Origin of the sequence: Nannocystis sp., from assembly GCF_016714285.1 — a bacterium.
Classification (GTDB): Bacteria; Myxococcota_A; Polyangia; order Nannocystales; family Nannocystaceae; genus Nannocystis.
The window spans coordinates 400502-427487 of record NZ_JADJNN010000003.1 but is presented as its reverse complement, the minus strand read 5'-3'; the positions used below and the strand labels follow the sequence as shown (position 1 = coordinate 427487).

Annotated in this window: 26 protein-coding genes; 19 read left to right on the top strand and 7 right to left on the bottom strand. The window is 71.2% G+C overall.

Annotated features, from left to right (window positions below; all coding sequences use genetic code 11):
- The first annotated feature begins 76 nt into the window (after positions 1–76).
- The 4 genes from IPJ59_RS09420 to IPJ59_RS09405 all read left to right on the top strand — a co-directional run bounded on the left by IPJ59_RS09420 (position 77) and on the right by IPJ59_RS09405 (position 5157).
- Positions 77–973 (top strand): hypothetical protein, encoded by an 897-nt coding sequence (locus IPJ59_RS09420; RefSeq protein WP_293270938.1) that lies wholly within the window; start codon positions 77–79, stop codon positions 971–973.
- Between the two features lie 77 nt (positions 974–1050).
- Positions 1051–2313, top strand: coding sequence for a DUF5924 family protein (locus IPJ59_RS09415; protein WP_366524574.1), 1263 nt, complete (start codon positions 1051–1053; stop codon positions 2311–2313).
- 83 nt (positions 2314–2396) lie between these two features.
- Positions 2397–3698 (top strand): 3-phosphoshikimate 1-carboxyvinyltransferase, encoded by a 1302-nt coding sequence (gene aroA / locus IPJ59_RS09410; protein WP_293270936.1) that lies wholly within the window; start codon positions 2397–2399, stop codon positions 3696–3698.
- Between the two features lie 160 nt (positions 3699–3858).
- Positions 3859–5157, top strand: a complete 1299-nt coding sequence (locus tag IPJ59_RS09405) for a class I SAM-dependent RNA methyltransferase (RefSeq protein ID WP_293270934.1) — start codon at positions 3859–3861, stop codon at positions 5155–5157.
- A 97-nt stretch (positions 5158–5254) separates the two neighbouring features.
- On the opposite strand, the gene IPJ59_RS09400 is transcribed toward IPJ59_RS09405, so the two are convergent.
- The gene (locus IPJ59_RS09400) at positions 5255–5920 is read right to left on the bottom strand and encodes an HAD family hydrolase (protein WP_293259798.1); all 666 of its coding nucleotides are present in this window, start codon (positions 5918–5920) and stop codon (positions 5255–5257) included.
- A 593-nt stretch (positions 5921–6513) separates the two neighbouring features.
- Here IPJ59_RS09400 and boxC point away from each other — a divergent pair.
- From boxC to IPJ59_RS09370, 6 genes are all read left to right on the top strand, one after another.
- Positions 6514–8199, top strand: a complete 1686-nt coding sequence (boxC, locus tag IPJ59_RS09395; protein WP_293270932.1) for a 2,3-epoxybenzoyl-CoA dihydrolase — start codon at positions 6514–6516, stop codon at positions 8197–8199.
- A 63-nt stretch (positions 8200–8262) separates the two neighbouring features.
- Entirely contained in the window at positions 8263–9690 is a 1428-nt protein-coding gene (gene boxB, locus IPJ59_RS09390) for a benzoyl-CoA 2,3-epoxidase subunit BoxB (RefSeq protein WP_293270930.1), read from the top strand.
- A gap of 51 nt (positions 9691–9741) precedes the next feature.
- Positions 9742–10200 carry a hypothetical protein gene (locus tag IPJ59_RS09385; RefSeq protein WP_293270928.1) on the top strand — a complete coding sequence of 153 codons (459 nt, stop codon included), beginning with the start codon at positions 9742–9744 and terminating at the stop codon, positions 10198–10200.
- Positions 10201–10221: 21 nt separating this feature from the next.
- Positions 10222–11415, top strand: a complete 1194-nt coding sequence (locus IPJ59_RS09380) for an amino acid deaminase/aldolase (RefSeq protein WP_293270926.1) — start codon at positions 10222–10224, stop codon at positions 11413–11415.
- Between the two features lie 22 nt (positions 11416–11437).
- The gene (locus tag IPJ59_RS09375) at positions 11438–12745 is read left to right on the top strand and encodes a D-arabinono-1,4-lactone oxidase (RefSeq protein ID WP_293270924.1); all 1308 of its coding nucleotides are present in this window, start codon (positions 11438–11440) and stop codon (positions 12743–12745) included.
- 85 nt (positions 12746–12830) lie between these two features.
- Positions 12831–14162, top strand: a complete 1332-nt coding sequence (locus tag IPJ59_RS09370; RefSeq protein WP_293270922.1) for a cytochrome P450 — start codon at positions 12831–12833, stop codon at positions 14160–14162.
- 207 nt (positions 14163–14369) lie between these two features.
- On the opposite strand, the gene IPJ59_RS09365 is transcribed toward IPJ59_RS09370, so the two are convergent.
- Positions 14370–14672 carry a YdeI/OmpD-associated family protein gene (locus IPJ59_RS09365; RefSeq protein ID WP_293259778.1) on the bottom strand — a complete coding sequence of 101 codons (303 nt, stop codon included), beginning with the start codon at positions 14670–14672 and terminating at the stop codon, positions 14370–14372.
- Positions 14673–14769: 97 nt separating this feature from the next.
- Here IPJ59_RS09365 and IPJ59_RS09360 point away from each other — a divergent pair, with 97 nt between their 5' ends.
- Positions 14770–14949 carry a hypothetical protein gene (locus IPJ59_RS09360; RefSeq protein WP_293270920.1) on the top strand — a complete coding sequence of 60 codons (180 nt, stop codon included), beginning with the start codon at positions 14770–14772 and terminating at the stop codon, positions 14947–14949.
- 293 nt (positions 14950–15242) lie between these two features.
- A complete protein-coding gene (locus IPJ59_RS09355) occupies positions 15243–16157 on the top strand; it encodes a Hint domain-containing protein (RefSeq protein WP_293271342.1) in 915 nt (304 codons plus the stop codon).
- A gap of 393 nt (positions 16158–16550) precedes the next feature.
- Here IPJ59_RS09355 and IPJ59_RS09350 read toward each other — a convergent pair whose 3' ends face one another.
- Positions 16551–17576: a DUF4440 domain-containing protein gene (locus tag IPJ59_RS09350; protein WP_293270918.1), complete on the bottom strand. Its 1026-nt coding sequence runs from the start codon at positions 17574–17576 to the stop codon at positions 16551–16553.
- A gap of 115 nt (positions 17577–17691) precedes the next feature.
- On the opposite strand from IPJ59_RS09350, the gene IPJ59_RS09345 reads away from it, so the two are divergent.
- Entirely contained in the window at positions 17692–17979 is a 288-nt protein-coding gene (locus IPJ59_RS09345) for a hypothetical protein (RefSeq protein ID WP_293259769.1), read from the top strand.
- Between the two features lie 71 nt (positions 17980–18050).
- On the opposite strand, the gene IPJ59_RS09340 is transcribed toward IPJ59_RS09345, so the two are convergent.
- Positions 18051–18893, bottom strand: a complete 843-nt coding sequence (locus tag IPJ59_RS09340; protein ID WP_293259766.1) for a SirB1 family protein — start codon at positions 18891–18893, stop codon at positions 18051–18053.
- 150 nt (positions 18894–19043) lie between these two features.
- Here IPJ59_RS09340 and IPJ59_RS09335 point away from each other — a divergent pair, with 150 nt between their 5' ends.
- The 4 genes from IPJ59_RS09335 (at position 19044) to IPJ59_RS09320 (ending at position 21596) form a co-directional block, all read left to right on the top strand.
- The gene (locus tag IPJ59_RS09335; protein ID WP_293270916.1) at positions 19044–19475 is read left to right on the top strand and encodes an acyl-CoA thioesterase; all 432 of its coding nucleotides are present in this window, start codon (positions 19044–19046) and stop codon (positions 19473–19475) included.
- 221 nt (positions 19476–19696) lie between these two features.
- Complete coding sequence (locus IPJ59_RS09330; RefSeq protein WP_293259760.1) at positions 19697–20254, top strand: hypothetical protein; 558 nt, start codon at positions 19697–19699, stop codon at positions 20252–20254.
- Between the two features lie 92 nt (positions 20255–20346).
- Positions 20347–21159: a lysoplasmalogenase gene (locus tag IPJ59_RS09325; RefSeq protein WP_293270915.1), complete on the top strand. Its 813-nt coding sequence runs from the start codon at positions 20347–20349 to the stop codon at positions 21157–21159.
- Positions 21063–21596, top strand: coding sequence for a hypothetical protein (locus tag IPJ59_RS09320; protein WP_293270913.1), 534 nt, complete (start codon positions 21063–21065; stop codon positions 21594–21596). The genes IPJ59_RS09325 and IPJ59_RS09320 overlap by 97 nt, the downstream gene beginning before the upstream one ends.
- Before the next feature lie 57 nt (positions 21597–21653).
- Here IPJ59_RS09320 and IPJ59_RS09315 read toward each other — a convergent pair whose 3' ends face one another.
- Entirely contained in the window at positions 21654–22685 is a 1032-nt protein-coding gene (locus IPJ59_RS09315; protein ID WP_293270911.1) for a PEGA domain-containing protein, read from the bottom strand.
- Positions 22686–23032: 347 nt separating this feature from the next.
- Between IPJ59_RS09315 and IPJ59_RS09310 the strand changes: the two genes are divergently transcribed.
- Entirely contained in the window at positions 23033–23710 is a 678-nt protein-coding gene (locus tag IPJ59_RS09310; protein WP_293259748.1) for a hypothetical protein, read from the top strand.
- Here the strand turns inward: IPJ59_RS09310 and mltG are convergent.
- Both mltG and ruvX read right to left on the bottom strand, forming a co-directional pair.
- The gene (gene mltG / locus IPJ59_RS09305; RefSeq protein ID WP_293270909.1) at positions 23644–24852 is read right to left on the bottom strand and encodes an endolytic transglycosylase MltG; all 1209 of its coding nucleotides are present in this window, start codon (positions 24850–24852) and stop codon (positions 23644–23646) included. The genes IPJ59_RS09310 and mltG overlap by 67 nt on opposite strands.
- Before the next feature lie 20 nt (positions 24853–24872).
- The gene (gene ruvX / locus IPJ59_RS09300) at positions 24873–25346 is read right to left on the bottom strand and encodes a Holliday junction resolvase RuvX (RefSeq protein ID WP_293259742.1); all 474 of its coding nucleotides are present in this window, start codon (positions 25344–25346) and stop codon (positions 24873–24875) included.
- Positions 25347–25463: 117 nt separating this feature from the next.
- Between ruvX and IPJ59_RS09295 the strand changes: the two genes are divergently transcribed.
- Complete coding sequence (locus IPJ59_RS09295; protein ID WP_293270907.1) at positions 25464–26921, top strand: flavin monoamine oxidase family protein; 1458 nt, start codon at positions 25464–25466, stop codon at positions 26919–26921.
- The last annotated feature ends 65 nt before the right edge of the window (positions 26922–26986 follow it).

Genomic DNA, 26986 nt, shown 5'->3' with positions numbered 1-26986 from the left:
GGCCACGCCCCCGGGAGGATTCTCCGCGCCAGCGCGGACGGCCCGCCCCGTCGATCGGCTATCATGGCCGCCCGCCGTGCCCCAGCTCTCTCACGCCCGCCCACGCCCGCGCCTCCGCAGGCCCTCGCGCGCGGCCGGCCTGGTGTTGTTGGCCTGCGCCGCCTCCTCCAGCTGCTACGCCGGCGACTTCTTCGACCGCCTCGTCGACCCCGACGCCACCGCCGCCTTCCGCATCACCGAGCTCACCCTCGTCGACCCGCACACCTACAGCGGCGACATGGTCCTGTGCCAGGACTCGACCGACACCTACAACCAGCTGTTCGCCGAGAACATCGGCAGCTTCGACATCAACACCACCCTGGTCCTCCACCCCCTCGACCCCTCGAAGGACAGCGAGACCACCCTCGACATCGTCCCCGCCAAGTGCGTCCCCGGCGGCGCCCTCGTCAACTGCACCGACAAGGACGTCCCGCCCGCCAGCATCGTCTCCGCCGACTTCAACAACTCCGAGGGCGGCACCTGCGGCAACCCGGTCGCCGGCACGCTGAACCCCAGCTATCAGATCGGCGACGGCGCGCTCAACAAGCCGACCAGCCCCTGCTTCCTCAGCGCCCTCATCCCCTCGCTCAGCCTCCAGCTCGCCCCCACCCTCGGCCTCCCGCTCTCCAACGTCCAGATCTACGCCGCCTACGACCTCGCCGAGCCGCAGAAGCTGGTCCAGGGCGTGCTGTTCGGCTTCCTCCCATCCACCGTGGCCATGAGCTCGATCGGCGTGCTCAACGGCGCCCCCTTCACGCCCTGGTCCGTGCTCGCCGGCGGCAACGGCTGCAAGACCTCCGTCGACGACATCGACACCGTCGCCGTCCCCAAGGACGGCGTGTGGATGTACTTCAACTTCACCGCCGAGCGCGTCGCCTGGTCGTCCGCCAGCGACCCTCCACCCGAAGACACCACCACCGCCACGACCCCATGAGCGCTGGCTGGCCGGTCGGAGGGCTCGCTCTTCGACACACCTGGCCGCCCTCCACCACCGCCACAACCCCCTGAGCGCTGGATGGCCGAAGCCCCCGTCGACACCACCACCGCGACCACCGCGACCACCGCGACCACCGCGACCACCGCGACCACCGCGACCACCGCGACCACGCCCCGGGCCGCACGCAAGTCGCCGCCCTCTCGCCCGACCTCGTCGCCGCCGCCGCCGACCTCGATCGCAACGCCGACGCCCCGCCGACCGTCGCCCTCCCCGAAGGCATCAGCGAGCAGGACCTCGCCGCCCTCAAGCGCTTCGCCAGGGTCCGCGCCTTCCTCGCTCGCCACGGCAGCAAGCTGTGGTGGCTGCACTCCGCCTACGCCCTGACCTTCGGCGCCTTCGTCGTCATGTACGCCAGCAAGGGCTACGACAACGCCCGCTGGATGGTCGTCCTCCTCGGCCTCGGCTGGCTCGTGCTCGTCCTGTTCTTCCGCGTCTTCGGCACCGGCCCCGGCCAGAAGGCGAAGGTCAAGGACACCAAATCCAAGGTCCGCTTCTACGTCATGACCCTGGCGCTGAAGAACCTCTTCCAGAGCATGCTCTTCTTCCTGGTGCCCTTCTATTACAAGACGGCCACCTTCGACGACCCCAACCGCTTCTTCGTCTACGTCCTCGCCGCCCTGGCGATCCTCTCCACCATCGACGTCGTCTTCGACCAGTTCCTGATGCGCTGGAAGGTCCCCGCCTCCGCCGTCTACTTCTTCATCCTGTTCGCCTGCCTCAACCTGGTCCTCCCCGCGCTCCTCCCCGACACCCGCACCCTGCTCACCCAGATGTCCGCCGCGGCGATCGCCGCCGTCGTGTTCTTCAGCATGCACGTGCCCGCGCGCAACCTGCTGCGCCCGGCCTGGGCCGTCCTCTTCGTCCTCTTCGTCGCCGCCTCCGTGTTCGGGGCCTACTTCGCCCGCCTCGCGATCCCACCGGTCCCGATGTACATCGCGACCGGCGCCGTCGGCCCCAGCCTGCTCCCCGACGGCCGCCTCACCATGCAGGTCAGCACCCTCCACCAGTCGCTCATCCAGGAGATGCACGCCCTCACCGACGTCGTCATCCCCGGCGGCCACGGCAACACCCTCCACCACGTCTGGCGCCACCAGGGCATCGCCGTCCAGATCGGCCCCGTCACCCCCAGCGGCGAACCTCCGCCCGGCACCGTCCGCCTGCGCTCCACCCTCCGCTCCTTCAACATCCCCGCCGCCCGCGCCGGCCACTGGAGCATCGACGTCGTCACCGAGGACGACCAGCTGGTCGGCCGCGTCCCCTTCGAGGTCATCGACTAGCGGCCCTCGCACCTGTCCCTTCGCACCTGTCCCTTCGCACCTGTCCCACGCGCCATCCCGAAGTGCAGCACGCCGCGAGCCGCATGTTCCACGCGCCATCCCCGAGCATCCGCGTGCGCCCGCCCCCCGGCCCGGTCGACGCCGAGCTGTCGCCGCCGGGCTCGAAGAGCCTGACCAACCGCGCCCTGATCCTCGCCGCCCTCGCCACCGGCCGCTCCACCCTGCGGGGCTGCCTCGACTCCGACGACACCCGCGCGATGCTCGCCGCGATCGCCCGCTTCGGCCTCGCCCACGAACTGCACAACAACGCCACCACCGTCACCCTCACCGGCAACGGCGGCCCACCCTCGCAACTCGCCGACCCCACCCGCCCGATCGACGTCGCCACCGCCGGCACCGCCGCCCGCTTCCTCACCGCCGTCCTCGCCGCGTCCCCACTCACCGCCCTCGTCGACGGCAGCCCACGCATGCGCGAGCGCCCGATGGAGGGCCTGCTCCGCGCCCTGCGCGACCAGGGCGCCCAGATCCGCTGCCTCGCCGCCGACGACCTGCTCCCCTTCGAGATCTCCGGCACCCGCCTCCGCGGCGGCGAGATCCGCCTGCCCCGCCCGCCCAGCTCGCAGTTCATCTCGGCCCTGATCCTCGCCGCCGCCCTCGCCGACGCCCCCACCCACATCGTCCTCGAACAAGGCACCCCCGCCCGCCCCTACGTCGACATGACCCTCGCCACCCTCCGCGACTTCGGCGGCGACGCCCGCTGGCACGACCACAACACGATCACCATCACCCCGGCCCCGCTCCGCGCCCGCGACTACACCATCGAACCCGACGCCTCGGCCGCCAGCTACCTGCTCGCGATCCCCGCGATCTTCGGCGGCCGCGTGACCGTCCCGGCCCTCGGCAGCCGCAGCATCCAGGGCGACGCCGAGTTCTGCCAGGTCCTCGCGCGCATGGGCGCCGCCGTCGACCGGGCCCCCGATCACACCACCGTCACCGGCACCGGCCGCCTCGACGGCGCCATCCTCGACCTCGCCGACATGCCCGACATGACCCTCACCGCCGCCGTCCTGGCCCTCCACGCCCGCGGCCGCAGCGAGATCCACAACGTCGAGGTCCTGCGCCACCACGAGAGCGACCGCCTCGCCGCCGCCGCCACCGAGCTGCGCAAGCTCGGCGCCGCGGTCCAGGAGCTCCCCGGCGGCCTCATCATCGACCCCCCGCTCACGCCCACCCGCGACGTGGCGATCGACACCTACCTCGACCACCGCATGGCGATGGCCTTCAGCCTCGCCGGCCACCTGGAGATCCGCGACCCGGCCTGCGTCACCAAGACCTTCCCCCGCTACTTCGACGTCCTCCGCCAGCTCGGCATGATCGCCGCATGATCGCCGCATGTCCTGAAGGACATGTGGATAGCCCTCCCGGAGCGCGAGGACCGTGCTCGCCGTCGCGGCCGCTCCACATGTCCTTCAGGACAGATGCCAGACACGGGCACCTGGGCGAGAACACCTTGCCGGCGGCCCTCCGCCTTGGCATCGTCCGCGCATGAAAGCCGGCGACACCCTCGAGCTCGAGCTGGACGCCCTCACCCCCGGGGGCGAGGCCAGCGGCACCCTCGAGGGCCGAACGATCTCCGTCCCCGGCGCCTTCGCCAGCGAGCAGGTGAGCGCCCGCCTCACCCACGTCTCGCGCCAGCAGCCGCGCGCCCACGCCGAGCTCCGCGCCATCCTCCGCCCACACCCCGGCCGCCGCCCGAGCCCCTGCACCCACCACGACGACGGCCTCCCCGCCCGCACCCCTCGCTGCACCGGCTGCCCCCTGCTCGAACTCGAGGTCGCCGATCAACGCGCCCTCAAGCGCGACCTACTCGCCCGCCAATACGACCTCCACGTCGACGCCGTGATCGCCGCCCCGGCCGAGTTCGGCTACCGCGCCGCCAGCAAGCGCGTGGTCGGCGGCAGCACCGGCCAGCTCGTGCTCGGCAGCTACGTCCGCGGCAGCCACACGCTCGCCGCGATGCACGCCTGCCGCGTCGACCACCCGGAGATCGTGCTCGCCGCGGAGGAGCTGCGCCGCATCGCCGACTGGCTGAAGATCGAACCCTACGACGAGACCTCCCGCAGCGGCGACCTCCGCTACGCGTGGTTCAAGACCGACGGCAGCTCGGTCCTCCTCACCCTCGTCACCGCCAGCGCCGACAGCCGCGCCGCCAGCGAGCTCCCGGCCCACCTCCGCCGCCCCGTCGGCGTCGCCTGGTCGGTCCACGCCGGCGCCGACAACAACCTCCGCGGCGCCGCACCCACCCTCCTCCGCGGCACGAACCTCCACACCACGCTCGCCGGCGTCACCCGCGAGCTCGGCCCCCTCGGCTTCCTCCAGCCGAACCCCGCCGTCGCCGCCCTCGCCTACGCCGACCTCGTCCGCGACCACGCCGGCCACGAGCTCCGCGGCGCCCTCGCCCTCGACCTCTACGCCGGCGCCGGCGTCACCACGGAGCTCCTGCGCCCGCACTTCGCCGAGGTCCACGCCTGCGAGGCCTACCCCGAGAGCGCCGCCGCCCTCGGCCTCGCCCCCGAGACCGCCGAGCACTTCCTCGCCCGCCAGCAACGCCGCCCCGACCTCGTGATCGCCAACCCCCCGCGCGAGGGCCTCGGCCCGCAGGTCTGCGCCGAACTGCTGCGCCTCGCGGCGCCCCGCCTCCAGCTCATGAGCTGCGGCCCCGCGGCCCTCGCCCGCGACCTCAAAGCCCTCGCCAGCGGCTACCGCCTCACCGCCCTGCGCGCCTACGACACCCTCCCGCACACCCCCCACCTCGAGCTGGTCGCCTGGCTCGAATCAACCTGACCCGAGAGCCAGCCTGTCCCTCAGGCCAGCCCCGAGATCCAGCCTGTCCCTCAGGCCAGCCCCGAGAGCCAGCCTGACCCAAGAGCCAGCCTGTCCCTCAGGCCAGCCCCGCCTCGATCGCCGCCAGCAGCCCCGGCAGCGCCCCCAGGTCGGCCGCGATCCACCGCGCCCCGGCCCGCTCGAGCTCCGCCCGCGAGCCCATCCCGTGCAGCACCCCGATCGTGGCGATCCCGTGCGCCGCCGCCCCGACCACGTCGTGCTCGCGGTCCCCGACCATCACCAGCCCCTTCGCCCCGGCGAACGCCGCACACGCCCGCCCGACCACCGCCGCCTTGCCCTCGCTGTCGAGCACCAGCGATCGCCCGAAGATGCCGCCGGCGAAGCACCCGTCCGCGCCGAGCGCCGCCAGGATCTCCCGTGCGTACAGCTCCGGCTTGCTGGTCGCCACCGCCAGCCGCCAGCGCGCCGCCAGCGTCGTCAGCACCGGCACGAGCCCCGCCGCCGGCAAGCTCTCGCGGGCGCAGGTCGCCGCGTAGCGCTCGCGGTACGCCGCCACGAAGCGCGGCACCAGCAGGGCATCCGCCGCGCCGAGCAGCCGCGCCGCGCTCTCCTCGAGCGGCGGACCGATCAACGGCCGCACCTGCTCCGCACCGACCGGCGCCCTCCCCAGCCCGATCAGCGCGTGGTTCATGCACGCGAGGATCGACGGCAACGAGTCGATCAACACCCCGTCCAGATCGAAGAGCACCCCCCGCAGCGCCATCGTGACGCGGTCTATCACACACCCTCGTCGCGCGCGTCCTCGCCCCCGTGACGCCCATCCCCGGCCCACCAGCGAGGCCTCCGATGCGTCCGACGATCGCGTGCGAATGCACACAATTTTCACCACCGCGATGGTCGCCCGACGCACCACGCACAGCGACGCCCGTCGCCACGCTCTCCGCGATCGCGACGCCGTCGTATGCATCGCGTGGCGATCGCATGCATCGATCGCCAGCGTCATCGACCCACGCGCGTCGCGTCGCGGTCGCGACCTGGTCGCCGTCAACACGCGTGCGTGAAGTTCCGATCGAGCCCAGCGAGCGAAGCGATCAACACCCCGTAGAACATCGTTCTCGCCGCTCTAATCAGAGTCGGGCTTCCTCACATATCGTGTGTCGCCGCACGATCGTGGCGGCGCCACACACCGCGTCCATCACGCCTTCACGGCCCGCCGCATCGGCACGCGTGAGTCATGCACAGCCTGCATCCTCTCGCGAAGTGAGTGCGTGCGAGACGTACCGTGCGGAGCCACACGGCCTCGCCAGAGCCCCCCTGGATCGGAATTCGGGGTGCGCTGCTACGTTGCCAACTGTAATGGACAGCGCCCCGCAGACGCCGCAACCGCCCGTCGAATTCGAGACGGACCCCAGCCGCTACCGCCACTGGCAGGTCAGCTACGACGGCGCCATCGCCCGCCTGCGCATGTGCGTCGACCCGGCCGCCAGCCTGCGCCCCGGCTACGAGCTCAAGCTCAACAGCTACGACCTCGGCGTCGACATCGAGCTCGCTGACGTCGTCCGCCGCCTCCGCTTCGAGCACCCCGAGGTCCGCGTCGTCGTCCTCTCCTCCGGCACCGACAACGTCTTCTGCGCCGGCGCCAACATCCACATGCTCGGCATGTCGTCGCACGCGTGGAAGGTCAACTTCTGCAAGTTCACCAACGAGACCCGCTGCGAGATCGAGGACGCCACGGCCTTCAGCGCCCAGGTCTACATCGCCGCGGCCAACGGCACCTGCGCCGGCGGCGGCTACGAGCTCGCCCTCGCCTGCCAGGAGATCTATCTCCAGGACGACGGCAACTCGGCCGTCAGCCTCCCCGAGGTCCCGCTCCTCGCCGTCCTCCCCGGCACCGGCGGCCTCACCCGCCTGGTCGACAAGCGCAAGGTCCGACGCGACCGCGCCGACGTGTTCTCCACCACCGCCGAGGGCATCCGCGGCAAGCGGGCGAAGGACTGGAACCTCGTCGACGGCGTGTTCGCCCGCAGCAAGTTCGAGCAAGAGGTGATGAAGCGGGCCACCGCCCTCGCCACCCGCAAGGTCGAATTGCTGCCCGGCGAGCGCAAGGGCGTCAGCCTCGGCCCGCTCGCCCCGGAGCTCACCCCCGGCACCCGCCGCTACCGCCACGTCGAGCTGCGCTGGAGCAGCGAGTCCCGCACCGCCGAGCTGCTGGTCCGCGGCCCGGGCCCCGCCGATGTCGCCGTCGTCCAGGCCGGCGCCGCCGCCATCCACGACGCCGGCGACTCGCTGTGGGCCCTCCGCGCCTTCCGCGAGCTCGACGACGCCCTCCTCCAGCTGCGCACCAACCACCTCGACGTCGGCCTCGTCCTCCTCCGCACCGCCGGCGACCCCGCCCTCGTCGTCGCCCACGACGCCGCCCTGTGGGCCGCCCGCGAGCACTGGTTCACCAACGAGGTCCTGCGCCACATGGCCCGGACCCTCCGCCGCCTCGATCTCACCAGCCGCTCCTTCTTCGCCCTCGGCGACCTCAACAACGACCAGCGCCCGGCCTTCGCCGGCTGCCTGCTCGAGCTGGCCCTCGCCGCCGACCGCTTCTACCTGCTCGACCACCCGAAGGTCCAGGTCGGCACCAGCGTGCTCAACGAGGGCCCGCTGCCGATGAGCCACGGCCTCACCCGCCTGCACGCCCACCTCTACGGCGAGCCCGACAAGCTCGAGGCCCTGCTCGGCCACCACGAGCTGCGCAGCGCCGAGGAGGCCGACGACGCCGGCCTCGTGACCGTGCGCCTCGACGAGATCGACTGGGACGACGACACCCGGGTAGCGATCGAGGAGCGCGCGAGCCTCTCGCCCGACGCCCTCACCGGCATGGAGGCCAACCTCCGCTTCGTCGGCCACGAGAACGAGACCAGCAAGATCTTCGCCCGCCTCACCGCCTGGCAGAACTGGATCTTCATCCGCCCCAACGCCACCGGACCCGACGGCGCCCTCAGCCTCTACGGCAAGCCCCAGCGCCCGCACTTCGACTGGAACCGCGTCTAGCCGTTCCCGCCCGCGCGCCGCCCATTCGTCCCTCGCCAAGCCCGACAGGAGCACTCGCAAACCATGGTCAGCACCACCGTCGACCTCAACGCCAAGATCCCCAACAACGTCGGCCTGTCGGACGACGTCAAGCTGCAACGCGCCCTCGAGACCTGGCTGCCCAACTACCTCGAGTGGTGGAACGACATGGGCCCCACCGACTTCGCCGACAAGCCGGTGTTCCTCCGCACCGCCGTCTCCGTCGACAGCGACGGCTGGGCCCACTACGACCACGTGCGCATGCCCGACTACCGCTGGGGCATCTTCCTCAACCCCCGCGACCCCGAGACCTCGCACATCCGCTGCGGCGACGACGCCGGCAAGGCCGCCTGGACCGAGGTCCCCGGCGAGCACCGCAACGCCCTGCGCCGCATCATCGTCACCCAGGCCGACACCGAGCCCGCCAGCGTCGAACAGCAGCGCCTCCTCGGCCACATCGCCCCCAGCCTCTACGACATGCGCAACCTCTTCCAGGTCAACGTGGAGGAGGGCCGCCACCTGTGGGCCATGGTCTACCTGCTCCACAAGTACTTCGGCCGCGACGGCCGCGACGAGGCCGACGAGCTGCTCCAGCGCCGCTCGGGGGACCCCGACAAGCCCCGCATCCTCGGCGCCTTCAACCAGCCCTGCGACCACTGGCTCAGCTTCTTCGCCTTCACGATGTTCACCGACCGCGACGGCAAGTACCAGCTCGCCGCGCTGTCCCAGAGCGGCTTCGACCCGCTCGCCCGCACCACCGAGTTCATGCTCACCGAGGAGGCCCACCACCTCTTCGTCGGCGAGACCGGCATGGACCGCATCATCAAGCGCTCGGCCGAGCTGCAGGCCCTCGATCCCAACGGCGACATCCGCCGCCAGGGCGGCATCGACTTCGACCTCATCCAGCGCACGATCAACTACTGGTTCACCTACAGCCTCGACCTCTTCGGCGGCGAGATCTCGAGCAACGCCGCCGACTTCTTCGCCACCGGCCTCAAGGGCCGCTACCGCGAGGACCGCTACGACGAGCACAAGGCCCTCACCGGCACCTACCGCCTCCCCGTCGTCGAGAATGGCCAACTCGGCGAGCGCGACGTCCCCATGCGCAACGCCATGAACGAGGTCCTGCGCGACAGCTACGTGCAAGACTGCGAGCGCGCGCTCCGCAAGTGGAACCGCACCCTCGAGGAGGCCGGCTCGCCGAACCGCCTCACCCTCCCGAGCCGCCGCTTCCACCGTCACCAGGGCATCTACGCCGACCACCGCTTCGACCCCGTCGGCAACCTGATCGACAGCAACCGCTACGAGGCCAACCAGCGCCACTGGCTGCTCACCCCCGCCGACAACGACTACCTGCTCTCGATCATGAAGCCGGTCTACGAGCCCGGGAAGTTCGCCAACTGGATCGCCCCGCCGAGCAAGGGCATCGAGGGCCGCCCCGTCGACTTCGAGTACGTGAAGCTCCACGACTGAAGCGGGCTTGACTGGGCCGCGCGAATATGGCACTGAACACACATTCAGACCATGCCGACGCCCCACGCCGAATCCAGCACTGAGGCCCTCTCCCCGGCCATCCGCGAGCTCCTCTCCATCTTCGAGGGCGAGCTCGCCACGGTCCAGTTCCCCAACGTCAGCGCCAAGATCCTCAGCCAGCTGGCCACCCAGGTCAGCACCGAGACCCACCGCGCCGAGGCCCTCCGCCAACAACTCGACGCCGCCCAGGCCACCCTCGCCGAGGCCCAGGCCAAGCTCGTCCGCACCGCCGAGCTCGGCCTCGCCTACGCCCGCGTGTTCGCAGCCGACGACCCCGAACTGCTCCAGCGCCTCGCCGAGATCCACGTCGGAGCCGGCGACGCCAGCCCCGGCCGCCGCCGCAAGCTCGAGGTCGCCGCCCCCGAGGGCGCCATCCGCCTGCCCGCCAAGCGCGGCCGCAAGCCCAAGCAGCACGCCACCGGGGCCGACATCGACGCGACAGGCACCTGAGCAATGCGCTACGAAGAGGCCGTGCCCAGGCCCCTCCGTAGTCACGCCGAATACCGCGAGCGCCTCCGCGGCGAGCACCTCCCGCTCGCCTTCGTCGACCTCGAGCTGCTGCTGCTCAACGCCGACAGCCTGGTCGCCCGCGCCGGCAGCAAGCCGATCCGCCTCGCCTCGAAGTCGATCCGCTGCCGCGAGCTGCTGCGCCGCGTGCTCGCCCACCACCCGCTGTTCCAGGGCGTCCTCTGCTTCAGCGCCGGCGAGGCCGCCCACCTCGCCGCCCACGACTTTCGCGACCTCGTCGTCGCCTACCCAACCGTCGACGCCCACGACATCGCCGCCGTCTGCCGCCAGCTCGCCCGCGGCGCCCAGATCTGCCTGATGGTCGACGAGCCCGGCCAGCTCCCCCCGCTCGTCGCCGCCGCCGCCGAACACCAGGTCGAGATCGCCGTCGCCATCGACCTCGACATGTCGACCCGCGTCGGACCGATCTACTTCGGCGTCCACCGCTCGCCCGTCCACGACGTCCCCGCCGCCATCGCCCTCGCCGACGCCATCGCCCGCAGCCCCGGCCTCCGCCTCGACGGCCTCATGGGCTACGAGGCCCAGATCGCCGGCCTCCAGGACCACGCCCCCGGACAACAGCTGAGGAGCCTCGCCGTCCGCGCCCTCAAGCTCCGCAGCGCCCGCGAGCTCCAGGCCCGCCGCGGCGCCGTCGTCCGCGCCCTCCGCGAGCGCGGCCACCAGCTCCGCTTCGTCAACGGCGGCGGCACCGGCAGCCTCGAGTCCACCGCCGCCGACGAGTCCGTCACCGAGCTCGCCGCCGGCTCCGGCCTCTACGGCCCGCTGCTCTTCGATGGCTACGCAACCTTCGCGCCGCTGCCCGCCGCCGGCTTCGCCCTCCCCGTCGTCCGCCGCCCCGCCCCCGGCATCTACACCTGCTTCGGCGGCGGATGGATCGCCTCCGGCGCCGCCGGCCCCGACCGCCTCCCCAGACCCTACCTCCCCGCGAGCGCCCGCCTGCTCGCCACAGAAGGCGCCGGCGAGGTCCAGACCCCGATCACCTGCGACGAGCCCCTCGCCCTCGGCGACCCCGTCCTGTTCCGCCACGCCAAGGCCGGCGAGCTGTGCGAGCACGTCCACGAGCTCGTGCTGCTCACCCCGAACGGCCACCGCGAACGCGTGCCGACCTACCGCGGCGACGGCTTCGCCTTCGTGTGACTCCCTGCTACCATCCCGCGCCGTGTTCGGACGAAGGCCAAGGTGGACCAACTGGTCAGGCGCCGTGCGCTGCACCCCGCAGCAGATCCTCCGCCCCGCCAGCATCGACGCGCTGATCGCCGTCGTGCGTGAGACCGCCGCCCGCCAGGGCAAGCTCCGCGTCGTCGGCAGCGGCCACTCGTTCTCCGCCGTCGCCGCCACCGACGCCACCATGGTCTCGCTCTCGCAGCTGCGCGGCATCGCCGAGCTCGACCGCGAGGGCCGCTCCGCCACCGTCCTCGCCGGCACACCGATCCACATCCTCGGCGACCTGCTCGCCGAGCACGGCCTCGCCCTCAGCAACCAGGGCGACATCGACGCCCAGGCGATCGCCGGCGCCGTCTCGACCGGCACCCACGGCACCGGCGCCGGCTACGGCTGTCTCTCGACCCAGGCGACCGGTCTCACCCTCGTCACCGCCAGCGGCGAGCTCCTCTACTGCTCCGCCACCCGCGAACCCGACATCTTCAAGGCCGCCCAGGTCTCCCTCGGCAGCCTCGGCGCCCTCGCCCGCGTCCGCCTCCAGCTCGAGCCATCCTACGTCCTCCGTGATGTCCGCAAGAACATGTCCTTCGAGACATGTCTCGCCGAGTTCGAGGACAACTGCCGACGCCACCGCCACTACGAGTTCTGGTGGTTCCCCTACAGCGACCAGGTCGCCACCAAGGCCCTCGACGCCGTCCAGGAGCCCGCCCGCCCGCGCTCCCTGTTCAAGCGCGTGCTGGTCGACAAGGTCCTCGAGACCGGCGTCTTCTGGACCATCTCCGAGGCCGTCCGCCGCGTCCCCTCGCTGTCCCGCGGCGTCGCCCGCTTCTCCTCCGGCATGATGGCCGAGGGCGAATACACCGACTACAGCCACCGCGTCTTCCCCAGCCCCCGCGACGTCCGCTTCAACGAGATGGAGTACGCCGTCCCCGTCGAGCGCGGCGGCGATTGCCTGCGAGAGCTCCGCGCGTTCATCGAGCACAGCAAGGTCCGCGTCCACTTCCCGCTCGAGTACCGCGTCGTCGCCGGCGATGACATCTGGCTCAGCCCCTTCTACCAGCGCGACTCCGCCGTCATCTCCGTGCACATGTACGCCGGCATGCCCTTCGCCGAGTACTTCGCCGGCTGCGAGGCCATCTTCCGCAACCACCGCGGCCGCCCGCACTGGGGCAAGATGCACAACCTCGGCGCCCGCGAACTGCAGGACATGTACCCGATGTGGGACCGCTTCCACGCGGTCCGCCGCCAGCTCGACCCCGCCGGCCTGTTCAAGAACGACCACCTCACCCACATCTTCGGCGCCTGATCGCCGCGCCACCTCGGCCCGCGCGCGACGCCTGCGAAAATCCACTCCGCGATCCAGCGCCCCGCAGACATGGCACCCTGCCGCCATGTCCAAGCTCCCGCCGGGCCCGCGGATCAACGTCCTCCAGACCGCCCTCTACGCGCGCGACCCCTATCGCTACCTCATCGAGACCCAGCGCAAGTACGGCGACCCCTTCACCGTCCCCACGCTCAACGGGACCCTCGTGATCACCGGCGTCCCGGCCACGATCCAGCAGATCTTCAGCGCCGACCCCGACACCTTCCTGCCCTTCGGCTCCGCCTCGATCAAGCCGCTCCTCGGCAGCAACTCGCTGCTCACCATCAGCGGCGCGCAACACCGCCGCGACCGCAAGCTGCTCACGCCTCCGCTGCACGGCGCCCGCATGCGCGCGTACGGCCACACGATCCGCCAGGCCGCCCGCGCCGCGATGTCCCGCTGGCAGCCCGGCGCCCCCTTCGTCATGCAAACCACGACGCAGTGGATCTCCCTCGAGGTGATCCTCCGCGCGGTGTTCGGCGTGCAAGACGACGCCCACGTCGACACCTTCCGCGCCGCGATCATCGAGATGGTCGCCGCCGCCGTGCCGAGCCTGCTCTTCTTCTCGTGGCTGCGCCGCCCATGGGGCGGCCTCGGCCCCTACAACCGCTTCGCCCGGGCGATGCAGACCATCGACGGCCTCATCTACGCCGAGATCGCCAACCGCCGCGCCGACCAGGGCCCACCCCGCGAGGACATCCTGAGCCTCCTGCTCAGCGCCCGCGATGACAACAACGCCGGCCTCAGCGACACCGAGCTGCGCGACGAGCTCCAGACCCTCCTCTTCGCCGGCCACGAGACCACCGGCATCGCCCTCGCCTGGGCCTCGTACTGGCTGCACCGCGACCCCACCACGCTCGAGCGCCTGCGCAGCGAGATCGACAGCCTCGGCGACGACCCCGAACCCGACGCGATCGCCAAGCTCCCCTTCCTCGACGCCGTGTGCAACGAGACCCTGCGCCTGCACCCGATCGCCCCCGACGTCCCCCGCATGCTCGCCCGCCCCTTGGAGCTCGCCGGCTACCAGCTCGCACCACCGCTCGGCGTCGACGTCGCCACCACGATCCTCCACCGCAACGAGGAGCTCTACCCCGAGCCCGAGAAGTTCCGCCCCGAACGCTTCCTCAACCGCCGCTTCAGCCCCTTCGAGTACACCCCCTTCGGCGGCGGCCACCGCCGCTGCATCGGCGCCGCCTTCGCAACCTACGAGCTGAAGATCGTCCTCGCCACCTTCCTCCGCGAGGCCCACCTGGAACTCGCCGAACCCGCCGAGGTCCTCCCGGCCCGCCGAAACGTCGTCCTCGGCCCCGCCACCGGCGTCCGCATGCGCATGCGCGAGCGACGGACCCGCGCCGCCTGAGCACCTGTCCCTGCGGAGCTCGACGGCCACCTCGCCGGCCTCGGCCTCGACAGCGGCTGGCTCATCATCTTCGATCAGCGCGCCAACCTCCCGCCCATCGAGGACCGCACCCGCAGCGAGAACACCACCAGCCCCGGTGGACGCCGAATCACCGTGATCTACGCGTAGACAGTCGTCGCAAGCCGCCCCAGGTGCGAACGAACTCCGTCACTTGATGGCGGCGTTTTTGTACTTCGATTTGTGATCGGGAGTCTTCCACGGGCTCGTGTCGAAGCAGCACACTCGCCGCTTCCCCTTGCAGATCATGTCGCAAGCGTTCGCAATCCTGCGGGCGCGGGTTTCCGGCTTTTTGGCGGACGTGATCCAACGAATAAAGTCTCGACGCGCAATGCGCGTAAGACCCTCCCACAGGGTCTTCGCTTGTGGCGCCTCCGCAAGCGCCTTCTGTAGATCATCGGGCTCTCTGAGCTCGGAGTCTTCGACCGCGGTTGGCTCCTTACGGGTGGGCATGCGTGGCACCGATCATACCCTGCATCACCGCATGAGATGGCACTCTTTGGACCCCAACAAGTGAGAACCCGCGGGCGGGCTGCCGTGGCCGGTCAACGTGGCGCTCGGCATCCACGACGGGTTGTCGGAGGTGGAGGGCATGAACCGCCGGCTCTTGAATCTGCTGACCAACAACAGACCGTCGAGGCGGGTCGGGATCATCGCCATGGGCTTCCCCGACAAACCCTCGACGCTGCTCCGCGCGATTATCGCGTGCAACGGCCTCTCGCGGGGATAAATCGAGGACTCGCATGCGGCCGCCGCACTGCTGCGGACCGAATCATTCTGACTCTATATCGATCGGCGCTGCGCCACGATAGGACCCGCGACATGCGCGATCGACTGCGTCGAGTCATGCCGTCGGCCGGGGCGCGAGGCAGCCGGCTACGGGTCGGACACGTCGCAGCGCTCGAGATCACCCTCGGCCTCGCTGTGCCAGTGGGTCGGCGATCCGCTGGACCCAGGACGGCCTGGCGAATTCGACCACCGCCGATTCCCGGAGCGAGCGCGCCGTGGTATCCCAGATCCGTGATGCGGCGTCGTGACGTAGTGATCGCGCTGGGGACAGCTCTCCTCGGGTCGTCGATCTCGTGCTGCGTCTGCGCCGACACGCCGATCTGCACGCCGCACGGCCTGCGCCGCCTGGGCGACCTGCAGGTCGGCGACCAGGTGCTCGGATACGACGTCATCTCCGGCGAGGTGCTCGTGCGGACAATCGTCGCGCGCCGCTCGGCGCACCGCGAGTGCCTGCGGCTCGTCCACAGCACCGGCGAGCTGGTGTGTACGCCCGACCATCCGCTGTACTCGCCGGAGACCGGCGCGTACGAGCCCGCCGCGCGCTGGGCCGAGGGGACACGCAAGCTGCTGCTGGTCGCCGACGCAGAGTCCGGGCACTCCGCGCAGCTGCTGGACGCCGCGGCCTTCGCGGGCCTGCGCGAGGTCGTGGATATCACGGTCGATGAATCACCGCACAATTTCATCGCCGGCGGCGTCGTCGTCCACAACAAATCGTTCGCCTACCAGCAGTGCGAGGGCGAGGTCGAGGGTCCCAGCTTCGAGCTCACGCTGGATGCGCCCCTCCGTCGCTTCGAGATCCGCGCCTGCATCGCGGGGCGGGAGCCGAGCTCGGACGAGTACGGATCTGCCATGGGGATCTCGATCTCGTCCGCGGCCAACGGAGCGTCCGGTGCCGGCGAGATGCGCTACGCGGTGTACCTCGAGGGCGAGGGCGACCCCGAAGTCGTCGACCAGCGCGCCGGCGAGGAGCTCCACGTCGGGATCGACAACCTCGGGGGCATGTGCTCGACGCCCCGAGCGATCGTGTTTGAACGACTCGATGGCCTCACGCAGGGCACGATCGTAATCTCCTGGAATATCGCCGCCGGGTCCGATCCACCCCAAGGAACTACCATCGATGACCCCATCGATATCGAAATCCGCGAATAGCGCGCTCGCGCTGACGCTCCTGGCGTTCGGCTGCGGCTATGGCGACTGCAGCGACGATGTCGCGGACATCCACCTCGAGCCGGCCGGTCCCGGTACGGCCGCGGTGCACGTCCACGGCTCGACGTCATCCCGATATGCCTACGTCGACGCCTCGTGGTTCGGCACGGCGATCAACCGCGGCAGCGAGCCGTGCCGGATCGCTATCTACGAGCACGCGCAAGAGCCAGACGCGGCGAAGATCCCCGTGCTCACGCGCGATCAGCCGGCGCCTACCACCGCGGGTGAGGGTCGACAGGTGTTCGAGAGCCTGCTCCCGGGGGTCCGCGACGGACATGCGCTCGTGCGGAAGCTCGAGGTCGGGAACTCGCTCGGCGACTCGTATGACTACGGCGATTATCTCGAGCCGGACGACGACTCAGACCTCGCGCGTCTCGACGTCTGGCTGACGATCGCCACCTGCGAAGCGCCGGCCCTTGAGGTCAACCTCGAGATCCATTGCGAAGTGTGTCCGGCACGCGCCCCCGGCTCGGTCGAGGCGGACGTGTGGTGGCCCGCGGCCGGGCCTTGACGCCGCGGCATCGCGTGCAGCTCGAGCGCCACCTGCCACACGCCCCGCGCGCTGCGCCGCCAGACCCGCAGATAGCCGCCCGACTCGCTCTCCGCGTCCGGCCCGGCCTTGCGGGTCGCGGCGCCGTAGCTGTAGCCCAGCTCACCGCTCGCCGCGATGTCGCCGCCCATCGGCGTGAAGCTCATCGTCTCGCGCCCGACCGACAGCGTCGCCTCCACCGCCGCTCGCCCGACCACCGGCAGCGCGTCCGGCGGGAGATAGCGCAGGTCGGCCGTCGCGTGCGCCACCAGGGCCGCGCTGCCGCTGCTCGCCCACGCCGACACCAGCACCCGCTCGGCCGCCAGCATCCGCCGCAGCTCCGGGCCCACCGCCAGCACCGGCGGCTTCGACTTTTTCGGCGGCGCCGGCAGAAACTCGAGCTTGTTCGCCACCTGCAGCGGCGGCAGGTGCTGATTCCCACCGTCCGCCACCACCTTCCAGCGCCCGTCGGCCTGCTTGCGCCACACAGAGACGTAGTGGCCAAAATCCGTCCCGTCCGCCCGCGCCTGCGTGTACAGCCCCGTCGTGTAGCCGAGGTCGCCGCCCCGCGAGACCTCCGCGTAGCTCGGCGTCCACGACAGCCGCGCCCCGACGTCGCGCTGCGCCTCGTAGTACGCCCGCCCCGGCGTCGGCCCCGGACCGAACACCACCGCGTCGACCGCGAGGTTGTCGAGGAACGCCGCCTTCATGCCCCGCTCGAGCGACCGCTCGCTGAACGCCCGCTCGGCCTTGACCACCGGCAACACATGAGACTCCGGCAGCTTCTCGGCGCAGCCGACGAGCAGGACCGCGGTCAGCAGGAGCAGGCGCATCGCCGCGATATACCCCGGGCCTCAATTCCCCGGCCATGAATAATTCACCCCCACGTAGACCGCCGGCCAGCGCCGCCTCGTTGCAGCCGCCATACCCCCTCGAAGGAGCCCCGCCATGAGCCTGCGCCTCGCCCTCACGCTTTCCCTCGCCCTGTCCTCCACGCTCGCCGGCCTCGCCAACGCCGCCCCCGCCGGCAACCAGGACGCCGACGCCGCCGCCCGCGTCAGCGCGCCGAACAGCCAGACCAAGCAGTACATCTACGACGACGAGGACATCGACGGCGAGTCGCTGCGCCCGGACCACGAGCGCGTCGACTTCCGCCCGCCCGGCAAGCACCCGAGCCTCATCCAGGTGCGCGCCCACTTCATCCCCCAGCTACTGCGCATGGCGACCGACGTGTGATCATTCAGCTGCCGCACGCGCGTGCGGGCCTCACTGGCCCGCGCCGCGATCCGGTGGCGACCGACCTGTGATCAGTTCAGCTGCCGCACGCGCGTGCGGGCCTCACTGGCCCGCGCCGCGATCAGATGCCGATCGTCGGCCATCGGCGCGAGGCTGAGATAGTTGTTCAGGTCCTCGCTGGCCGCGCGAAACGCCCGTCGGCGCAGCTGCAACAGCCCGCGGTCGCGCAGCTCATCGACCTGCCCCGGCGCCAACAACAAGATGCGATCGCTCGCCGCCAGAGCCCGGTCGAGCGCCCCGCGGCGCAGGTGCGAACGCTTCAGGTTCTGAAGGATCCGCAGCAAGATCTGGCGCGAGCTCAGCGGGCTTAGCATCGATCGCTCGAACTCCACCGCACCCTGGGTCTTCTGGCGCAGCAGCGTGCGGCACTCGTGCTCGCTGAGCAGGCGACCGCCGTGGAACATGTCGATGTACACCTCCGGCAGCTCGGTGGCATGGGCCAGGAAGTGCGCCGGCAGCCCGACCCCGACCACCGGCAGCCCGACCCGCAGCCCGACCTCCATCAGCACCACGCTCAGCATGATCGGCAGCCCGACCCGCCGGCGCAGGACCTGATGCAGGCAGCTGTTGCGCGGGTCGTCGTACTCCGCCTCGTCGCCGTGCAGCCCCTGCTCACGCACGAGATACGCGAGCAAGAGGTCGACCCGCTCGCGCGCGCTGGCGAAGCCTCGCAGCCGCGGCGCCACCCCCTCGGCCAGCCGCTCCAGCCGCTCCAGCACCTCGTCCACCTCTTCCGTCGGGTCCTCCTCGACACCGATCACCGCCGCCAACTCGCCGAGGTCCAGCGCCTCATCAGGTGCGGCCGCGAGCGCCATGAAGCGGGCGCGCAATCTCTCGGTGGCGGCGTCCAGCATGGTCGTCGCCCACGATAGCCCAGCCCCGCCGCGACACGCGAGCGCCACACCCTGCGCGACCCGTGAGTGTGAGCATGACCGCGTCCACCGCGGCCTTCGCGGCCGCCGACCACCACCGATCACCAGCGATCTGCGGTAGAGCGGACCTCGATGCGATTCCACGAGACCCTCCACGGCGTCTACTTCGACGACCTCGACGCGTTTCACATCCTCCACAACGCGCGCTACCTGCTCCTCTTCGAGCACGCCATCGGCTCCTTCTGGCGCCACCTCGGCTGGGCCGGCGTCCTCGACTTCAACTCCCACCCCGACCAGTACCACCTCGTCCGCGCCAACCACCTCGAGTACAAGCGCCCCGTCGTCGGCACCGGCCAGGTCCGCGTGCGCGTGTGGGTCGACCGCCTCGGCCGCAGCAGCCTGACCTTCGGCCTGCGCGTCATGCCGCTCGACGAGGACGTCGACTTCGCCTCCGGCGAGCGCGTCGTGGTCCGTGTCGACCCCGAGACCAAGCGCCCCGTCCCCTGGACCACCGGCTTCCGCGAGCAGCTCACCGCCTACACCCGCGAGCTCACCAGCGAGTGACCCACCTGTCCCCTGAGCAGCGGCCACTCGCCCCGCCGGCGTGAAGACCCACCTGTCCCCGGGGACAGATTCGACCACTCGTCCCCGCCAGCGTGGAGGCCACCTGTCCCCGGGGACAGCTGCGACCGCTGCGTCGACACTCGCCCGCAGGTGAAAATCTTGCTCGCAGCCGCGACACCCGGGGCGGCTGCGCCACGGCCCCGCGGTGTTACCCTCCCCGCATGGAGATCCGCAGCAACCGCGACCTCTACACCTGCCTGACCGCCCTCAAGGTGCTGCGTGACCTCGAGAGCTACCTGCGCGCCCTGCTCGGCCTCGGCCGCGAGTTCGCAAGCCGGCACGGCGAGCGTGAGCCGAGCCCGGACGAGGTCGCAGCCCTCTTCATCGCGGCCGCCAGCGCCCCGGCGATCGAGCTCGAGCCGGCCTGGCTCGAGCGCCCGCCGCCGTGGCAGGAGCCGCGCCCCCACGGCCGCGACCGCTTCGAGGCGATCCTCGTCCACCAGATCGCCGACCTCCAGGCCATGCGCCGCCGCGGCCAGCTCGAGGACTCCAACCGCTACTTCGGCCTCGACGCCCCCAGCGGCGCCCGCTGGTACAACTTCGACCCGAGCTCCTATCTCGAGTGCGGCGCCTCCGGCAGCGTCGGCGGCTGGGCCGACGACGCCGAGCTCCTCCTCGTCACCCCACCCGAGCCCGTCCCCGACGACGACGAGTCCCGACGCGCCCTCGGCTGGGACGGCGTCTGCGACCTCCTGGTCTGCGGCCAGATCTACGAGTGAGCCGCGCTCTGGCACTGCCGAACCAGGCAATCTCGCTCGTGGCCTGCGGCCGGATCTACGAGTCAGCCTCGCTCTGGCGTACGATGGCGGCGATGCGCACCCCCGGGCCCCTCCTCGTGCGGCTTGGCCTCGCGGCCGTCGCCGTCTACTTCCTCGCCTACATCCTCGGCTGGCAAGACCTCGCCCTCATCAGCAAGCCCGTCCCCGTCGTCTGCCTGCTCGGCTTCCTCATCCCGCCGCGCACCCGCGACGCCGCCTGGATCGCCGCCGGCCTGCTGCTCTCCGCGCTCGGGGACGTCCTGCTCGAGGCCTCGCCGGCCCTGTTCGTGCCCGGCCTGGTCGCCTTCCTGCTCGCCCACGTCTGCTACGTCGGCGCCTTCCTCGGCCGCACCCGCGCGCTGCACCTGGTCCGCCTCGGCATCGTCGCCGGCTTCACCTGGGGCGCCTTCAGCGTGCTCGCGCCGCACCTCGGGGCCATGCGCGGGCCGGTGATCGCCTACGTCATCGTCATCAGCGCGATGCTCTGGCGCGCCGCGGCGCAGATCGGCGAGGACCCGACCGGCAACCTCCGCCCCCTGCTCGCCACCGTCGGCGCCGCCATCTTCGCGATCAGCGACATCATGGTCGCCTGGTCGCGCTTCGTCGACCCCGACGCCGGCCTCAAGATCCCGCTGATGCTGCTCTACTGGGCCGGCCAGCTCGGGATCACCGCCCGAGCCGCCGCACCTGAGAGCCCGCGCGAAAAAAATCTTGCGAGGCCGTGTCGGGTCCGGCCGACTTTCTGCGGACGGAGGGATGGAGACCCGTCATGCCCACCGCCCACCGCCCCCTCGGCCCGATCCCCGGTCACCTCAGCGTCCGCGCCGCCCGCGACCTCTACCTCGCGCACAACGGCTTCACCATGACCGAGTACAGCGCCCCGACCTTCAGCTTCCCGCTCCTCGGTCGCACCCTCAGCTTCCCCAACCCTCCGGCCCGCCAGCGCGTGATCTCCCGCCACGACATCCACCACGTGCTCGTCGGCTACGACACCGACTACGCCGGCGAGGGTGAGATCAGCGCCTGGGAGCTGCGCTGCGGCTGCAACACCTTCTTCCTCTACTTCATCAACCTCCTCGGCCTCCTCCTTGGCCTCAGCGTCGCCCCCCGCCGGACCTGGCGCGCCTGGCGGAGCGCCCGCGGCGGCACCACCCTCTACCGCGACGGCATCGACTACGACGCCGCCCTCGACATGCGCCTGGTCGACCTCCGCCGCCGCCTCGGCATCCCCGACGACGGCCTCGTCACCGCCCCCACGCTCGCCGCTCCCGTCCCGCACAGCGCACCGAGCCCGTCATCCTGATCGGCTCAACCCGCCTCGGTCACCGGCCCTGAGCTGTCCTCGAGGACAGCTTGGCGCTCAGAAGCGGCCGCTGAGCGACACGCTGCCGGGGCCGACGCCGAAGCGCGGCAGGTTGCGGCGCGCCGTCGCGGCGGCGCCGTCCTTCTTGGTCTTCTGGCGCGAGTTGACGAGGATGACGATCCCGAGGGTGAGCAGCGCCCCGCCGGCGATCGCCAGCGGGATGCTGAAGGGCTCGGTGCGCCACAGGCTGGCGCACTCATCATTCCCGGTGATCGAGTTGCTGCCCGGGATGTTGTTGTAGGGCTTGTTCGGGTCGCCCGTGTAGGTCGTGCTGCACTTGCCGCCGAGCTTGTAGGGCTTGTCGTCGAGGATCGCGAAGCCGATCGCCCCGCCGATCGCCGCCAGGCCGAAGCCGAGGGACACGTAGCCGAAGCGCCGACCCGGCAGCCGGCTCGGCAGCTTCTCGAGCGAGAAGTTGAGGTCCTCGTTGACGCCCTCGACGAAGGTCACCTCGCGCTCGATCGAGATGTAGCCCTCCTCGCTGACGCGGATCAGGTGCTTGCCGGGGACCACCGGGCGCTCGATCGGCGTCTCGCCGACCACCTCGCCGTCGATGGTGACGATCGCCCCCTTCGGGTTGCTCGTCATCTTCACCGAGGCCGGGCCCTTCGACAGCGCGTCGAGCTTGAGCCGCAAGGTCGCCGCCGCCGAGTCGATGAGCCCGCTCGCGTCGACCACGCCGCAGATCTCGCAGCCGTCCTGCGTCTGGGCCAGGCGCTTGCCGTCGGCGCCCGCCACCAGCTCGACCTTCACCGAGTAGTCGCGGTCCTTCACCGAGACCACCGCACGCACCACGTAGGCCGCCCCCGTGCGCGCCGCGATGTTCTGATAGCAGACCGCGTTGTTGCACTTGCTCGCCTCGGCGTCCGCCGCCAACACGTCCTCGGGCCCGACGATCTGGAAGCTGCCGCGCTCGAGCCCGGCGGTCAGCGCCTTCGTCAGCTCGGCCTGGTCCGACTCGCTGATCCCTCCCTCCACGGTGACCGGCAAGATCGCGAGCTTCGAGCTCGCCGCGGCTGGCGCCAGCATCGCTTGCGGCCTCCCGGCCGCTGCCTCTGCCACCCCCCAACCCGAAGAACTCAGGACCACACTGGTGGCCAGGACCACCGCCGTACCCCGATTTCGCCGCGCAGAGACCATCTCGTCGGCAGGCTATCACGCTTGACCCCGGCGCCACTACAGCCGACGCTAGCCCGATGCGAGGCGCTCGAATTTCACCGCGGCTCGCCTGGGCCGCCTTCGCACTCGCCTGCTGCGGTCCGCCACAGCCACAGCCCTCCGCCACAGCCCACGCAACCACCGCAACCGGGCCCAGACCCGCCGCCGCACCTGAACCCGCGTCCCCCTGGCGCTACGCCCCGGCCCTGACCGCCAGCGTGCCGCCCGGGCTGCAGGTCGAGCCGGTGCTCGAGCTGGCCGACGGCCTGCACGGCCGTGCCCGCGTCGTCGTCGCCGTCGCCGAGGCCGCGAACCCGGCCCGGCTCGAGGTCTGGGACTTCAGCCAGAACAACGAAAAGGGCCTGCTCACCCGCGTGGGTGAGCCGCAGATCCTGCTCGCGCTCTCAGGGTCGCAACAGGCAGACGCCCGCTGGGACCGCGAGGCGGCGGCCGCCCTGCGCCGCGAGATCGCCGGCCCCGGCAACGAGACCGTGCGCCCCCTCGGCCTCCCCGGCGAGCCCGCGACCCTGCTCCCCGAACTCGCCCGCCTCGCCGGCTCCTGCGACCAGGGCGACGCCGCGGCCCGGGCCAAAGCCCTCGCCGGCTTCACCCGCGGCCTCGACGACCGCCTGCTGTGGGAGCGCCTGCCCGAGCTGCTGCAGCGCCTGCGCGGCCCCGCGTGGACCCTCGATCCCCCGGTCCCGCTCGGCGCCCGCCGCATGCAGATCTCCGCCCACGACGGCGAGCGGCGCGTGCAGCTCGAGCTGGCCCGCAACGCCAAGGACCGCTGGGTGCTCACGGAGATGCGCGAGCAACTCGAGCCCGAGCCTCAGCCGCCGTCCGCACCATCCTCGACCGCAGCGCCCGCGGCCGATCCATCGCCCACCGCGCCCTGACGCATGTACTTCTCGACCGCCGCCTCGTGCTCGGCGATCGTCCGCGAGAACTGGTGGGTCCGGTCGTTGCGCGACACGAAGTACAAGAACCGCGACTTCTTCGGCGCCAGCACGGCCTCGAGCGCCGCCTTGCCAGGGTTGGTGATCGGCCCCGGCGGCAGCCCCTCGTGGGTGTAGGTGTTGTACGGGTTCTCCGTGTCGCGGAGATGGATCCGCCGGATGCGGTCGGTGAACTGCTGGCAAGCCGGCGACTTCTCGACCAGCGCCGTGCAGCCGTAGATGATCGTCGGGTCGGTCTCCAGGCGCTTGGGCTGGAAGTTCATGAAGCGCAGGCGGTTGAGGAACACCCCGGCGATCAGCGGGCGCTCGTGCTTGGCCGCGGTCTCCTTCTCGACCAGCGAGGCCATGATCACGATCTCGCGGTCGCCCCAGCCGAGCGTCTTCTCCAGCTCCTCCGTGGCCTCACGGTGGGCCCGGGCCACCCCCGCGTAGACCTTGCGGTGCTGCTCGACCATCCGCCGCAGCACCTGCGTCGGCGTGGCCCGGGTCGGGAACTTGTAGGTGTCCGGGAACAAGTAGCCCTCGACGCTCGGGCCGTCGATCTTCAGCTCCGCGAGCAGGGCCTTGTCGCGCATCGCCGCCAGCACCTCGTCGCGCCCGAAGCCCGCGGCGAAGCCCGCACCCGCGAGGATGTCGGCGACCTCGAGGATGTTGCGACCCTCGGGGATCGTGACGCGCAGCTCGTCGGCCCGCTGCGCCCGCACCAGCTCCGCGAGGATCTCCTCCGGCGTCATGTCGCCGCGGAAACTGTGCTCGCCCGCCGTGACCTTGCTCGCCGCCCCGCGGTGCAGCACGAACAGCTTGAAGTACAGCGCCTCGTCCGCGGGCACCACCCCGGCCTCCACCAGCTGCGCCAGCACCTGCGGGAACGAGGCCCCGCGCGGCACCTCGAGCGCGACCACCGACGCGTCACCGCTGCCCGCCCGCTGCGGGTAGCGCACCAGCTGGTCGTACGCCCGCCAGCCGAACCACACCGCCCCCGCCAGCGTCCCGAGCACCACCACCAGCGCGATGTACTGCCCCAGCCGCGAGCGCCGCAGCAAGCGACGCCGCCGCTTGCCGACGGTTGGCGTCGGCGTCACCGGCGGGGTGCCCTCGCCGCTCACGCCAGCTCCCCGCCCGGCGCCAGCGCAGCGCCCGGCGCACCACCGCGTCGCCGCGCCTCGAGCCAGCCCTGCAGGATGAACTGGGCCGCCACCGCGTCGACGTGCTGCTTGCGACGCGCCCGCGACAGGTCGGCCTCGAGCAGCGTGCGTTCGGCGGCCGCGGTCGAGAAGCGCTCGTCCCAGGTGTGCAGCGTCACAGGGCCCGGCATGTCCTTGAGGACAGCTCGCAGCACCGCCACGAAGCGCAGGACCAGGCGCGCGCGGTGGCCCTCGGAGCCGTCGAGCTCGAGCGGCAAGCCGACCACGACCGCGTCTGCGGCCTCGCTGCGGGCCAATTCAGCGATCGCCGCCGCATCGGCCGCGTGCCCGCGACGGGCCAGGACGCTGCGTGCAGTGGCGATCGTCCCGCTCGGGTCTGCGACCGCGACGCCGATGGTCTTGCTGCCCACGTCGAGGCCGAGTGCTCGCATGCCCGGCCGGCTGTATACCACACGCGATCCGCGATTGGGACCGGGCTTGCTGGCGACCTGCGGGGCCGCTTAGAGTCGGCCGGGGCGCCGTGGGGCGCCACGACGGAGAAGATAACGATGCAGCGAGACACTCTGAGTCGACGTGGCGTGATGGCCCTGTTCTCGTGGACTGGCACCGCCGCCCTGCTGGGCTGCGGCGACAGCAGCGGTGAACCAAAGGGCGACGGCCGCTCGGTGCTCGTGCTCGGCGCCGGCCTGTCCGGCCTGAGCGCCGCCTACGAGCTGCAGAAGCAAGGCTACGAGGTCACCCTCCTCGAGGGCCGCGAGCGCGTCGGCGGCCGCGTGTGGACCCTGCGCGAGGGCTTCGCGGACGGCCAGCTCGCGGAGATCGGCGCGGTCCGGATCCCCGATGTCCACGACCACACTCTCGGCTACGTCGACGAGCTCGGCCTCGAGCTCGAGGAGTTCCCGGGCGGCGACCCGCTCTACTACCTCGACACGAATCGCTTCATGCACAAGGAGGGCGAGGACTGGCCGCTGCCCGGCCTCAAGCCCAACGAGCTCCAGGCCACCCTCGGCGACACCTGGGCCGAGTACATCGCCGGCGCCTTCGAGGAGTTCGGCAACCCGCGCGACGGCAGCTTCCCCAAGCCCGGCATCGTCGAGAAGTACGACGACCAGATCTGGATCGACTTCCTGCGCCAGCGCGGCGCCAGCGAGGCCTACCTCCCGCTCTACACCGCCGACAACGGCGCCGAGGTCTACACCATCGGCACCCTCGCGTGGATGGTCGCCGAGGTCGCCGACCAGGACTGGGACAAGACCTACCACATCCGCGGCGGCAACGACCTCCTGCCCAAGGGCCTCGCCGAGAAGGTCGGCATGGACAACATCCTGCTCGCCCACAAGGTCATGCGCATCGAGCACGACGAGCAGGGCGTCACCGTCGTCGCCGAGCACGACGGCGCCGAGGTCAGCTTCAGCGCCGACCACCTCGTCTGCACCCTCCCCTTCACCACCCTGCGCGACGTGACGATCGTCCCCGAGTTCGCCGACGACAAGATGAAGACGATCGACGGCCTGTTCATGATGAACGCCGGCCGCGGCTACATCCAGACCAAGACCCGCTTCTGGGAGAAGGAGGGCATCGGCGGCCTCAAGATCGCCAAGACCGACACCGACGCCGAGCGCATCTGGGACCTCAGCCACGTCCAGGCCGGCAGCTCCACCAAGGGCATGATCGTCTCGTACACCCAGGAGAAGCACGCCGACGCCTACTGCGGCAAGTCGATGGACGAGCGCGAGGCCTTCGCCCTCACCGCGATCGAGAAGTTCTTCCCCGAGATCAAGGCCGAGAAGCTCGCCTTCTTCCAGTACTGCTGGGCCGAGGACCCGTGGGTCCAGGGCGCCTGGACCGACTTCCTCCCCGGGCAGTGGTGGATGGCCGCCGTCGCCAAGCGCGCCGAGGGCCGCGTCCACTTCGCCGGCGAGCACACCTCGATCTGGGCCGGATGGATGCAGGGCGCGATCGAGTCCGGCAAGCGCGCCGCGCAGGAGATCGTCGCCACCGTCTGAGCGCCGCCGCTGGCCGCGGGTGCGAGCCCGCATCTCCTGCGGCCTTGCGCGGCCCGCCTCGCCTC